A 13,284-nucleotide genomic window follows, 5' to 3' on the forward strand; every position below is an offset into this window, starting at 1 on the left:
TGGCTCACTCGGCTGCCCGTTCGTTGCCCTCCTCGTCGGGGCCGGGTGGCTTTTCGCCGTACACGCCGATGCCATGGCGGAAGGTCAGGGTTCCGCCCAGCCACCCGGCCACCACGACGGTGCCACCGGTCACCGTAGAGAGCAGCAGTCCCCACGGCCACACGGCCGCCTCCGGGTCCGGCCAGCGCAGCCACACCCCGGTGGCCGCCAGCGCCAGCAGCATCACTGCGGCGATGAAGTGGCTCCAGGCCGATACGTGGTTGCGGATCTCGCGCACGATCAGGAAGTCGCCGATGCCGAACACCGCGGCCAGCAGGCCCATGCCCAGCCCACCGACGTTGAGCCAGAGCGAGAGCACCGCCCAGACCTCTTCGCCCAGCCACGCATAGAGGATGTCGGTCACCACCATCGTTGCGAGGAAGGCGATCGGAAACGTCACCATCATCGGGTGGATCGGGTGCTTGTGGATCGCCATCACGCTCGGCACCTTGCGCGTGTACTTCTTCGGCGGAACGGGACGGTTGCGGCGACGGACCATGGGCTCCCTCAGCTGCACGAAGGCAGCATGAAGATGGGGGTGGCGGTGAAGACGATGGCGATGATCGAGAGCACTGCGAGGACCAGCGACACCCGGCCCATGAAGCGTTGGCGGCGCGCTGCGGTTGCCTGCTCCGCCGGCGCCGACCGTGCATCTCGCCAGGCTTTCGCGGCAAGCCACGCGACCGGCAGCAACGCCGCCACGGTGACGGCCAGCAGCACCCACGTCAGCGTGCTCAGACCGCCAAGGACGGACAGGTGCCACCCCTGCCGGCAACCGATGCCCGCCAGGCTGTAGACCACCACCAGGTGCAGCGCCCACGTCACCATCGGCGCCACGACTCCGGTCAGGGTCCGGCTGGGGTGCGCGCTCACTGCACCATCCTCGGGAACAGGTGGATCACCGCCCAGGTGACCAGCCCCTGGCCGACCACGTAGCGCCAGTAGCCGGTCGCAATCCGTGGCTCAAGCCGGCGGACGGCGTCCACCAGCCCGCGGCGGGACCGCGCCAGGACGAACAGACTGATCAGCACCCCTACCAAGAGGTGCACCGCGTGGAACCCGGCCAGCGTCCACACCACCGATGCATAGCCGTGGACCTGGGGCGGACCGACCGCGGCCAGTGCCAGTGCATGCAATGCCAGGAAGCCGACGCCCGCGGCCGCGCTCACGCCGAGGCCGAACTGGAGCCGCACCGGGCGCCCGGCGTCATTGGCGCGCAACGACCACTCCGCGACCACGGCACTCACGATCAGGGCGCCCAGCGCAAGCAAGGGCAGCATCCAGCCGCCGGTACCACTGGTCGGTGGCGGCCAGACAGGTGCGCCCAGCCACAGATAGAAATAGGCGTACACCAGCGAAGCGAACAGCGACCCGTCGATCAGCAACGAGATCACCAGCGCCCACCAGCCCGGTGCATTGCGGGCGCTTGCCTGGGTCGGCAACTCCAGTCCGGGGGCAGCTTTGCGCGTTGCAGGCGCGTGGCGATCGCCGGTGGTCCACAACCAGAACCCGAGCATGGCGATGATCGGCAACAGCGCGATCGCCGCCAGCAGGTAGAGCTTGGCAATGAAGCAGGCCAGCAGCGCCGCGATCGAAAGCGCCGTCAGCAACGGCGCCCAGCTTGAACTGGAGATGCGGATCACCTGCTCCGGTTTTGCCGACAGCAACCCGGTGCCGAGGAGTTCGCGATGGCCGTGCGAGGCATCCGAAAGCAGTCCATCGGCACGCGCGGTCTCGGCCCGGGTTTCAGGCCGGTCCCAGAGTGGGTAGCCGCTGTCCACCGTGGGGATGGAAGCGAAGTTGTATGGAGGCACGGGTACCGGGATCGCCCACTCCAGCGTGGAGGCGCCCCATGGATTGCCTTCGCCGCGCCGCCCGTGCCTGAAGCACAGGGCGATGTCGATCAGGATGGCGACGATGCCCACCGCCAGCAGGAAACCCGCCGCGGTGGACACCAGGTTGAGCCAGGAAACGCCCAGCTCCGGTGCGTAGCTGTACACCCGGCGGGGCAGACCCAGCATGCCGGTCAGGTGCATTGGCAGGAAGGTCAGGTTGAAGCCGATGAAGACCAGCCAGAAGCCGGTACGGCTGATGCTCTCCGAAGGCATGCGCCCGCTCACCAGCGGCAGCCAGTAGTACAGTCCGGCGAACAGGGGGAACATCATTCCGCCGATCAGCACGTAGTGCAGGTGGGCCACCACGAAGTGGGTGTCGTGCACCTGCCAGTCGAAGGGCACCAGCGCGACCATCACCCCGGTCAGCCCGCCCAGTACGAAGATGAAGAAGAACCCGACCAGGTACAGCATCGGGACCCGGAGCCACGGCTTGCCCGACCACAGCGTCGCCAGCCACGCGAATATCTGGATGCCGGTCGGAATGGCAACCGCCATGCTTGCCGCGCTGAAGAAGCTCAGCGACAGCAGCGGGATGCCGACCGCGAACATGTGGTGTACCCACAACCCGAAACTCAGGAATCCCATCGCGATGATGGCCAGCACGATCCAGGTGTAGCCCACCACCGGGTGCCGGGCGAAGGTGGGGATCAGCGTCGACACCACGCCTGCCGCGGGCAGGAAGATGATGTAGACCTCGGGGTGCCCGAACAGCCAGAACAGGTGTTGCCACAGCAGCGGATCGCCGCCGCGCGAGGGCTCAAAGAAGGCGAAGCCGAAGGCCCGCTCGATCTCCAGCAGGATGCTCGCCAGGATCAGCGGCGGGAAGCCGAAGGCGATCATGAAAGCCGTCACCAGCATGTACCAGGCGAACAGCGGCATGCGCTGGATGCCCATGCCCGGCGCACGGGTCAGCAGGATGGCCACGATCAGCTCCACCGCCCCCGTGACCGCCGCGATTTCGGCGAAGGTGATGCCGATCAGCCAGAAGTCCGGGCCCATGCCGGGGCTGAAGGTGGCGTTGGCCAACGGCACGTACATGAACCAGCCGCCGTCGGGCGCCTCGCCGAACAGGAAGCTGGAATACAGGAACAGCCCGCCGAACAGGTAACACCAGTAGCCGAACGCGCCCATGCGCGGGAACGGCAGGTCGCGCGCGCCGATCATCTTCGGCACCAGGTACATGCCGAAGCCTTCCATCACCGGCACCGCGAACAGGAACATCATCGTGGTGCCGTGCATCGTCACGAACTGGTTGTAGCGCTCCGGGCTGAGTACTTCATTGCCGGGCCACGCCAGTTGCAGGCGTATGAACATCGCCAGGATGCCGCCGACCAGCATGAAGGCCAGTCCGGTGAAGACGAAGCGCAAACCTACCGAGCTGTGGTTGACCGCGGTCAGTTGCCCCAGCAGGCCGGGGGCGTTGGCCCAGGTGCGGTGCATGCGGGCCAGCGGCGTCGAATTGTCCATGCCGGTCGCGCTCATTGCGTGGGGCCAACCATTGCCGTCGGATCACCGCCTTCCTGCAACCACTGCTCGAACCTCGATGGCGGCAGGACCACGACGTCGAAGCTCATGTGGGTGTGTTCCAGGCCGCAGAATTCCGCGCACTGTCCCCGGATGGGACTCGTGGAGTCGGCGCGCAGGCGGATGTGGTTGGTTCGTCCCGGGATGGCGTCGATCTTGCCGCCCAGTCGTGGGATCCAGAAGCTGTGGATGACATCGGCGCTGGTGACCTGGAATTCGACTGTCTCGCCGAGGGGCAGCACCAGCAGGTCACGGGTACTGATCCGGGCGGCGCCGTCGTCGTCGAGGTAGTCGAAGGTCCAGAACCACTGGCGCCCCTCCACCGCGACCACCTGGCCCACCTGTTCGTCGAGCGCCATGACGTTGCGTCCGGTTGCCGTCCCGTGGATGAGTAGCGCGATCAGCACAGTCACCGGCAGCACCAGGCCGCCGAGGATGATCAGCCGGGTGCCGTGCACGAAGGGCGGCCGGTCCGGACGACGGCTCAGCACCCGCCACAACAGGCCCATGACCAGTGCCAGCACCAGCGTTGCGCCGATCGCCATCAGCCACCAGGTGCGTGCAATGGCATCGGCTGCCGGGCCCGCCGGGTCCAGCATGGATTGCACGCCGCTGCAGCCGCCGCACGCGGTTGCCGCCAGCAGGGCCGCCGCGTACTTCGCGGAGCGGATACCCGGCATCGAGTGGATCGGATGAACCCTCACGGGATGTCTGTACTCCCCTGCTTCCCTGGCCGTGGCGGCAGTCATGGATGCCACGCGAATGCGCATTCATCCACACAGGGCGGTAAAGCCCGGTGAACGTACCTGCTGGTTGCCAGCGTTGCGGTGATGGGCGCAGGCCGGCAACCGTGGCACAATTGCGGCCCCGTCGGCCCAGCCGGCGGCGTCGAAGACCGGGTCGTTAGCTCAGTTGGTAGAGCATCGGACTTTTAATCCGCTGGTCGATGGTTCGAATCCATCACGACCCACCATTCCGGCAGTCCCACCCGCGGGTTCGTGCCGGTCCTGGCGCGCCCAGGCTGTCCCGCCCCCCGCATCGATCACCTGTCGTCTCGATCGGCTCACCGCCGGGCTGTTAACGTGCGCGCCCCCGCCTGGCGTCCGCTCCGGATGCAGGCTGATTGGAGCCCCGATTCAATGACCCCAGCCCTCGTCCGACTCCTCCCCGCCACGTTGCTGCTGACAGCAGCGCCTCTGGCCGCACCGGCGCAGGTGCCTCCACCGGATGCGGAAACCCTGGATGCCGTGGAGGTCGTCGGCCAGCGGGTGCCGCTGTCCCGGTTCCCGGGTGCGGTGGACGTGGTGGAAGGGCAGGACCTGCGCCGCGGGCAACGCCAGGTCGGGCTGTCCGAGACGCTGGCGCGGGTCCCGGGTGTCACCGTGCTGGAGCGCGGCAACTTCGCCCAGGACCTGCAGATCCAGAGCCGCGGTTTCGGTGCGCGTTCGACCTTCGGCATCCGCGGCATCCGGCTGGTGGTCGATGGCATCCCGTCTTCCGCGCTGGACGGGCAGGGCCAGGCGGCGAACTTCCCGCTGGGTGCGCTGGACCGGATCGAGGTCCTGCGCGGTCCACTGGCGCTGCAGTACGGCAACGCCGCCGGTGGCGCGATCGTCGGCCACACCGATCTCGGCGCCCCCGACGGTGCATCGATCGAGGCCTGGGCCGGCAGCTTCGGCAGCCACCGGGCGGCTGTGCGCTGGGATAGCAGCACGGCGCCGGGCGACTGGCAGTGGCGCGTGCTTGGCAGCCATTTCGCCACCGATGGCGAGCGGCCGCACAGCGCTGCGGAGCGCAGCCAGTTGTCGGCGGTGGCGGAGTGGAAAGCCGGCGATTCAGGCCGGCTGAGGCTGGCCATGAACAGCCTGGTGCAGCCCTTCACCCAGGATCCGCTTGGTCTCACGCGTGGCCAGTGGGAAGCGCAGCCCCACGGCACCGCCGCCGAAGCGCTGGAGTTCAACACGCGCAAGCGCATCGACAACCACCAGTTCGGCCTGCGCTGGGACTCCAGCTATGCGCCAGGCCGGGAGTACTGGCTGGGCGCGCACGGGATCGAGCGCGAGATCGTGCAGTTCCTGTCCATCCCGGTGGGCGCTCAGATGCCGCCGAGCAGTTCCGGTGGCGTGATCGACTCCGGCCGGCGTTCCGCGGGTCTGGAGGCGGGCCATCGCTGGTCCTGGGCGCGCGGCTCGCTGGCGGCCGGCGTGGAGCTGGGCCGGCTGGAGGAGGCCCGGCGCGGCTTTGAGAACTTCATGGGCGACGAAGTGGGAGTGCGCGGACGCTTGCGCCGTGACGAGGACAACGCCATCGACGCGCGCGAAGGGTTCCTGCTGGGCGAATACCACCTCACGCCGGAGTGGACGGCGCTCGGCGGCGTGCGCCATTCCTGGCTGGATTTCTCATCCGACGACCACTACCAGGCGCCCGGCAATGGCGATGACAGCGGCAGCATCGACTACAGCGAGACCGCGGCATCGGTGGGCATCGCGCGTGCCTTCGGCAACGGCGAGGTTTTCGCCAGCGCCGGCAGGGGCTTCGAAACTCCGACGGTCACCGAACTGGCGTACCGGCCCGACGGCGTGGCGGGGCTCAACTTCGACCTGCGGCCGGCACGGACGGACTCCATTGAACTCGGTGCGCGCTGGCGCCTGCAGGACGCGCAACTCGGAGTGACCGCGTGGCGGGTGGATGGCGACGGTGAAATCGTCTCGGCCACCAGCAGTGGCGGGCGGTCGAGCTACGCGAATGCCGGCAGCACGCGGCGCGAGGGCCTGGAGGCCAGCGTCGACGGTCGCCTTGGTGACCGGTGGCATTACACCGTGGCGGCGAACCTGATCCGTGCCCGCTTCACCGAGAGCTTCAGCTACAGCGTGACCCGCAGTGGCGAGACCGACATCCGGACCATCGAAGCCGGCAACCGCATGCCGGGGATCCCCAGCGCCAATGCCTTCGCCGAGCTCGGCTGGCGCACGGACTCGCGGAGGTCGGGGCTGGCCCTGGAGGCACGGCTGAGTGATCGCATCCCGGTCAATGATGCCAACAGCGACTACGCACCGGGCCACGCGGTCTTCGCCCTGCGTGCGGACTGGCGGGCACAAAGCGGCGGGTGGCACGGTTTCGCCCGCGTCGACAACCTGTTCGACCGTGAATACGCCGGGTCGGTGATCGTCAACGATGGCAACGGGCGCTTCTTCGAGCCCGGGGCCGGTCGCAGCTTTACGCTCGGCCTCGGCTGGAACGCCCGCCGCTGAGGGGCCGCCGGCCCGTCAGGCGGCGCAGTCCAGCAACTGTTGCAGCACCGCCTCTCCGTAGCGTTCCAGCTTGCTTGCGCCAATGCCCGGGATCCGGGCGAGCTCGTCGAGGTCGTCGGGTGCCGCCTCGGCAATCGTGCGCAGCGTCGCGTCGTGGAAGATCACGTAGGCCGGCACGTTCTGCTCGCGCGCCGTGGTCGCGCGCCACTCGCGCAGGGCATTGAACCGTGCCAGCGGCTCCGGTCCCAGGTCCAGCATCGGTCCCGCCCCCGGGCTCCTGCTGCCGCGACGGGCGGTGGAGCGGGGCGCCTCCTTGCGGAACATGAGGGACCGCTCTCCACGCAGCACCGGGCCGGACAGCGCCGTGAGCTGCAAGGCGCCGTGGCGTTCATGGTCCGCCTCCAGCAGGCCCAGCGCGACCAGCTGGCGGAACACGCCGCTCCACTGGCGGGCATCGAGGTCTTCGCCGATGCCCCAGGTGCTGAGCTGGTCATGGCCGAAACGCTGGACCTTGTCGCTCTGCACGCCTCGCAACACGTCGATCACATGGCCCGCGCCGAAGCGCTGTCCGGTGCGGTACACGCATGACAGCGCCTTGCGCGCGGCATCGGTGCCATCCCATGTCTGCGGTGGTTCCAGGCAATTGTCGCAGTTGCCGCAGGCGCCGTCGTGCGCTTCGCCGAACCAGCCCAGCAGCGCCTGCCGTCGGCACTCGGTGGATTCGCAATACCCGAGCAGCGCATCGAGCTTGCGCAGCTCGACCTGCTTGCGCTCCTCGCCGGCCTCCGACTGGTTGATCAGCATGCGCAGGTTGACCACGTCGCCCAGGCCGTAGCTGAGCCACGCTTCGGCAGGCGCACCGTCGCGGCCGGCGCGACCGGTCTCCTGGTAGTAACCCTCCACCGACTTGGGCAGGTCGACATGGGCGACGAAGCGCACGTCCGGTTTGTCGATGCCCATGCCGAAGGCGATCGTCGCCACCATCACCACGCCGTCGGTCTGCAGGAAACGCCGCTGGTTGGCGGCGCGTATGCCCGCGTCGATGCCGGCGTGGTAGGGCAGCGCATTGATGCCCGCGGCCTGCAACTGCTCGGCGATCTTCTCCACGCGCTTGCGGGAGAAGGCATAGACGATCCCGCTCTCGCCGCGGTGCGCATGCAGGAAGTCGAGCAGGGCCCGTTGGCCGCTGCCGTCCTTTTGCACCACCCGGTAGCGGATATTGGGGCGATCGAAGGAACTCACGAACCGGCGCGCCTGCTCCAGCCCCAACCGCTCGGCGATCTCGCGCCGGGTCGGCTCGTCGGCGGTGGCGGTCAATGCGATGCGCGGCACCTCCGGCCAGCGTTCGTGGAGCACGGTCAGTTCCCGATACTCGCGCCGGAAGTCATGGCCCCACTGCGAGACGCAATGCGCCTCGTCGATGGCGAACAGGGAGATGGATGCGCGATCCAGCAGGTTGAGGCAGCGCGGCGTCAGCAAGCGCTCGGGCGCCACGTAGAGCAGGTCGAGGTTTCCATCGAGCAGGTCGCGCTCGACCGTCGCAGCTTCCGCGGCATCGAGCGTGGAGTTCAGGTAGGCCGCGCGTACCCCGACCTGGCGCAAGGCTTCGACCTGGTCCTGCATCAGGGCGATCAGGGGCGAGATGACAATGCCGCAGCCGTCGCGCAGCAGGGCCGGGAGCTGGTAACACAGCGACTTGCCGCCGCCGGTCGGCATCAGGACGAGCGCATCGTTGCCGCTGGCGACGCACTCGACGATCTCCGCCTGTTCCCCCCGGAACCCGGCGTGGCCGAAGGTGGTCTGGAGGAGCTCCTGCGCGGCATCTTTCATGCCGCGCAGGATATCAAGCGGGGCTCGTTGCCGTATCGGACAACTCCCGCTGGAGGGGCAGGATTACTGCAGCAGCGAGCGCAGCATCCAGGCGTATTTCTCGTGGGTCTGCAGGCGCTGGGTCAGCAGGTCCACGCTGGGGTCATCACCGGCATCGTCGGCGGTCCGCAGCACCTTGCGGGCCGAGCGGCACACCGCTTCGTTGCCGACTACCAACTGGCGCACCATCTCGCGCCAGTCGGGAGCTTCCGAGAGTCCGGGCTCTTCGGCGATGGACGACAGCCGGATGAACTCGGCATAGGAGCCCGGCGCGTTGAAGCCCAGTGCGCGGATGCGCTCCGCGATGTCGTCCAGCGCCGTCCACTGCTCGGTGTACTGCTCCTCGAACATCACGTGAAGGGCGTTGAACATCGAGCCGGTCACGTTCCAGTGGAAGTTGTGGGTCTTGAGGTACAGCGTGTAGGCGTCCGCCAGGAAAACCGACAGGCCGTCGGCGATCGTCTTGCGATCCTTGCCACCGATCCCGATATCGATCTGCGGCGCGCTGGAACCGGGGCCCGGCGACGCCGCGGCATGTACCTTTCCGGTGCTGCCCTTGGTGCTCTTTCCGGTCTTGGGTTTCACTGCCTTGCTGGTCTTCGCCATCTGGTCGCTCCCTTCATGGTCGATGCGGCGACAATAGTCGCGCGGGGTTTCAGTTTGAAATCGTTCTTTTCTTTCCACCTGATCAACGGATCCTATGGCTGCCAGCGCTAAGAAGGCGTCACGACGCCGCGCCGCGGTCCCTGCACCGCTGCAGGAGGCACGGCGGTCGATCGATGGCGGACTGAGCCGGGATCGCGGCCGCCTGCAGGGGTTGTGGGCACGCTGGCGCGACAAGCCCGATGACCAGGCACTGCAGCACAAGTTCGAGCAGGCAGTGGCGACATCGGTCGCGCGCCGCACCGAACGCGCCGGCCGCCTGCCAGCCGCCCCGGTCGACCCGTCGCTGCCTATCGCCGCCGAGGCCGAGACGATCGTCGAGCTCATCCGCAAGCACCCGGTGGTGGTGATCGCCGGCGAGACCGGCTCGGGCAAGACCACCCAGATCCCCAAGCTGTGCCTGGCGGCGGGACGCGGCGCGGCCGGCATGATCGGCTGCACCCAGCCCCGGCGCATCGCCGCCCGCGCGGTGGCCAAGCGCGTGGCCGAGGAGCTGCAGGTGCCGCTGGGTGGCGCGGTCGGCTACCAGGTGCGCTTCAGCGAAAGTACCGGGGAAGACACCGCGATCAAGTTCATGACCGACGGCATCCTGCTGGCGGAGATCCAGTCCGACCGCTGGCTGTCGCGGTACGACACGATCCTGATCGACGAGGCGCACGAGCGCAGCCTCAACATCGACTTCCTGCTGGGCTATCTGAAACAGCTGCTGACGCGCCGCCGCGACCTCAAGGTCATCGTCACCTCGGCCACCATCGATACCGCCCGCTTCGCCGAGCACTTCTCCGATGCGCCGGTGGTCCAGGTCGAGGGGCGCAGCTTCCCGGTCGAGGTGCGCTACCGGCCGCTTGAAGGCGAGGGCGAGCGCGAGGGAGAGCGCACGGTCAACGACGGCATCGTCGCCGCCTGCGATGAAATCACCCGTGAGGATCCACGTGGCGACGTGCTGGTGTTCCTGCCGGGCGAGCGCGAGATCCGCGACGCCCACCAGGCGCTGGAGCGCCGCAAGTACCGCCATACCGAGGTGCTGCCGCTGTACGCGCGCCTGTCGGTGCGCGACCAGGACCGCGTATTCAACCCGGGGCCGCAGCGGCGCATCGTGCTGGCCACCAATGTCGCCGAAACCTCGCTGACGGTGCCGCGGATCCGCTACGTGGTGGATCCCGGGCTGGCGCGGGTGAAGCGCTACAGCCCGCGCGGCAAGCTCGACCGCCTGCACATCGAACCCATCCGCCAGGCCAGCGCCAACCAGCGCAAGGGCCGCTGCGGGCGCGTGTCCGAGGGCACCTGCTACCGCCTCTACAGCGAGCAGGATTTCGAGTCGCGGCCGGAGTACACCGATCCGGAGATCCGTCGGGCGGCGCTGGCCGGCGTGATCCTGCGCATGCTCTCGCTCGGGCTGGGCGACATCGAACGCTTTCCGTTCCTGGAGCCGCCCGATCCCCGTGCCATCGCCGATGGCTGGCAACACCTGGCCGAGCTGGGCGCGATCGAGGGGGCAGGCGGGGATGCGCGGAGCCTCACCGCTACCGGCAAGTTGATGGCGCGCATGCCGATCGACGTCAAGCTGGCCCGCATGCTGGTGGCCGCCAACGCCCGCGGTTGCCTGCGCGAGATGCTGGCGATCGCCGCCTTCCTCGGCATCCAGGATCCGCGCGAGCGTCCACCGGACCAGCGCGCCGCGGCCGACAATGCCCACGCCCAGTTCGTCGACTACACCTCCGAGTTCGTCGGCATCCTGAAGTTGTGGGCGGCCTACCAGCAGGCACACGAGGATTCGACGCAGTCGCAACTGCGGCGCTGGTGCGAGAAGAACTTCCTGGGCTTCCTGCGCATGCGCGAATGGCGCGAGCTGCACCGCCAGCTCAAGCTGATGGCCGACGAGCTGGGCTGGCAGCAGGGGCCGGTACTGGACGAGCTCGATGCGGGTGCCTACGCCAACCTGCACCGGGCGCTGATCACCGGCCTGCCGGCACAGATCGGGCACCGGATCCCGCCGGCGGACGGCAAGGCGGGCAAGACCGGCAAGAAGCCGGGCGAGCGCAGGCCGCCGGCGGTCTACGACGGTCCGCGCGGGCGCAAATTCGGGCTGTTCCCCGGTTCCTGGCTGATCCGCAAGCCGCCGCCGTGGGTGCTGTCGGCCACCCTGCTCGACACCGAGAAGGTCTGGGCGATGACCAACGCATCGATCGAGCCGCAGTGGGCGATCGACGAGCTCGGACATCTGCTGGCGCGTCGCCACTTCGACCCGCGCTGGTCACGCTCGCAGGGGCGGGTGCTGGGCAGCGAGCAGGTCAGCCTGTTCGGCCTGGTGCTGGCGCCCAAGCGGCCGGTGCACTACGGCGGCCTGTATCCGGAGGAGAGCCGGGCGATCTTCGTGCGCGACGCGCTGGTCACCGGCGAGATCGACACCCGCAGCGTGTTCCTCAAGCGCAATCTCGCCACGCTGGAAAAAGCCCGCGAGGAGGAGGCCAAGCAGCGCCGCGCCGGCATCGTCGTGGACGAGGACTGGATGGCGCGCTGGTACCTGGACCGGCTGCCGCCGGAGGTCCACAACACGCAGGCGCTGGATGCATGGTTCGGCAAGCTGCCACCACCGGCAAAGGCGTCGCTGGAGTGGTCGCTGGAGGACCTGCTGGTCGGTGACGAGACCGACGCCGATCGCTTCCCGCCGGTGATCGAGCTGGGAGAGGCCAGGCTCGCAGTGAAGTATCGGTTCGATCCCGGTGCCCCGGACGATGGCATGACGGTCGCGGTGCCGTTGCACCTGCTCAACGCGCTCGACCCGGCCCGGCTCAGCTGGCTCGCCCCGGGTTTCGTGGCCGACAAGGCGGCCGCGCTGATCAAGTCGTTACCCAAGGCCCTGCGGCGGAACTTCGTCCCGGCGCCGGATTTCGCCAGGGCCTTCCAGGAGGCGTACCCCGGGCCGGAGGCGGATGCCTTCACCGGCACGCTCGCGCGCTTCCTGCACAAGGTCACCGGGACAGCCGTGGCACCCGCCGATTTCGACGAGGCCGCGCTGGAGCCTCATCTGCGTGCCAACCTTCGCCTGCACGACCGCGACGGCCGCACCATCCTGGCCGAATCCAGGGACCTGGACGATTTGCGCGAACGATTCGGCGAACGGGCCGCGCGCGCCTTTGCTTCGCGCGCGGCTGAAGGCATGGGACGCAGCGGACTGACCGAATTCCCTGAGCAGCCGGTCCCCGAGCAGGTGCCCGGCGCGGCCGGGGTGCCGGCCTACCCGGCATTGCACGACGATGGCGATAGCGTATCGCTGCAGGTCCATGCGGAACGCGATGCGGCCGCCCACCACCACCCGCGCGGCGTGCGCAGGCTGCTGTGGCTGGCGCTGGCCGACAAGCGGAAGCAGGCTCGCAAGCAGTTGCCGGTCTCGCCGAAGACGGCGCTGCTCTATGCGGCGATCGAAGCCGCCGCGCCGCGACAGGGCGAACGCGAAGGCGACCGGCTGCGTGCCGACATCGTCGATGGCGCGTTCTCGGCGCTGGTGCGCGACGGGCTCGGGGACATTCGTGATCGGCCCGCCTTCGATCATCGTCGCGACGAGGTGTCGCGCCGACTCTTCCCGGAGGCGATGGAGCGCCTGCAGCAGGCCGAGGCGATCCTGCAGGCGGTGTCGGAGGCACGTTCGCGGCTGGAGTCGCCGCTGATGGGCTGGGCCACCGCGAACCTGGACGACATGCGGGCACAACTGGCGGCGCTGACGCCGCCCGGTTTCCTGCGCGACGTGCCGGCGGCAGCGCTGCGCGAATATCCGCGCTACCTGAAGGCGCTGGCATTGCGGGGTGAGCGCGCGCTGCGCGACCCGGTGCGCGACCAGGCCCGCATGCTGGAGATCAAGCCATTCTCCGATGCCCTGGACGCGGCAGCAGCGCGCGGGGACGCGGACACGCCGGAATGGGCCGCCTTCCGCTGGGAGCTCGAGGAGCTGCGGGTCTCGATGTTCGCCCAGGAACTTGGCAGCAAGGGCGTGTCGCCGAAGAAGCTGGCGACGCGCCTGGCGCGCCTGCAGGGTTGAGCAGGGG

The 13,284-nt window shown here is 68.7% G+C and carries 8 protein-coding genes and 1 tRNA gene; 3 read left to right on the forward strand and 6 right to left on the reverse strand.

Annotation, left to right across the window (positions count from 1 at the left end):
* Positions 1 to 4: 4 nt before the first annotated feature.
* From B5D37_RS09135 to coxB, 4 genes are read right to left on the reverse strand one after another with little or no spacing between them, the layout of a single operon-like run.
* The gene (locus B5D37_RS09135) at positions 5 to 538 is read right to left on the reverse strand and encodes a DUF2231 domain-containing protein (RefSeq protein ID WP_078758429.1); all 534 of its coding nucleotides are present in this window, start codon (positions 536 to 538) and stop codon (positions 5 to 7) included.
* Positions 539 to 546: 8 nt separating this feature from the next.
* Complete coding sequence (locus B5D37_RS09140) at positions 547 to 912, reverse strand: hypothetical protein (RefSeq protein WP_078758430.1); 366 nt, start codon at positions 910 to 912, stop codon at positions 547 to 549.
* Positions 909 to 3,401, reverse strand: coding sequence for a cytochrome c oxidase subunit I (gene ctaD, locus B5D37_RS09145; RefSeq protein ID WP_078758516.1), 2,493 nt, complete (start codon positions 3,399 to 3,401; stop codon positions 909 to 911). The genes B5D37_RS09140 and ctaD overlap by 4 nt, the downstream gene beginning before the upstream one ends.
* A gap of 11 nt (positions 3,402 to 3,412) precedes the next feature.
* Positions 3,413 to 4,138, reverse strand: coding sequence for a cytochrome c oxidase subunit II (gene coxB / locus B5D37_RS09150; protein WP_078758431.1), 726 nt, complete (start codon positions 4,136 to 4,138; stop codon positions 3,413 to 3,415).
* A gap of 217 nt (positions 4,139 to 4,355) precedes the next feature.
* Here coxB and B5D37_RS09155 point away from each other — a divergent pair.
* Both B5D37_RS09155 and B5D37_RS09160 read left to right on the forward strand, forming a co-directional pair.
* A tRNA-Lys gene (locus B5D37_RS09155) sits at positions 4,356 to 4,431 on the forward strand.
* A 166-nt stretch (positions 4,432 to 4,597) separates the two neighbouring features.
* The gene (locus B5D37_RS09160; RefSeq protein ID WP_159447374.1) at positions 4,598 to 6,709 is read left to right on the forward strand and encodes a TonB-dependent receptor family protein; all 2,112 of its coding nucleotides are present in this window, start codon (positions 4,598 to 4,600) and stop codon (positions 6,707 to 6,709) included.
* A gap of 15 nt (positions 6,710 to 6,724) precedes the next feature.
* Here the strand turns inward: B5D37_RS09160 and recQ are convergent, their stop codons facing one another.
* The gene (gene recQ / locus B5D37_RS09165) at positions 6,725 to 8,539 is read right to left on the reverse strand and encodes a DNA helicase RecQ (RefSeq protein WP_078758433.1); all 1,815 of its coding nucleotides are present in this window, start codon (positions 8,537 to 8,539) and stop codon (positions 6,725 to 6,727) included.
* A gap of 63 nt (positions 8,540 to 8,602) precedes the next feature.
* Positions 8,603 to 9,184, reverse strand: coding sequence for a Dps family protein (locus B5D37_RS09170; RefSeq protein ID WP_078758434.1), 582 nt, complete (start codon positions 9,182 to 9,184; stop codon positions 8,603 to 8,605).
* A 94-nt stretch (positions 9,185 to 9,278) separates the two neighbouring features.
* Here B5D37_RS09170 and hrpA point away from each other — a divergent pair, with 94 nt between their 5' ends.
* Entirely contained in the window at positions 9,279 to 13,277 is a 3,999-nt protein-coding gene (hrpA, locus tag B5D37_RS09175) for an ATP-dependent RNA helicase HrpA (RefSeq protein ID WP_078758435.1), read from the forward strand.
* The last annotated feature ends 7 nt before the right edge of the window (positions 13,278 to 13,284 follow it).

Source organism: Lysobacter spongiicola DSM 21749 (assembly GCF_900167055.1).
GTDB classification, from domain to species: domain Bacteria; phylum Pseudomonadota; class Gammaproteobacteria; order Xanthomonadales; family Xanthomonadaceae; genus Novilysobacter; species Novilysobacter spongiicola.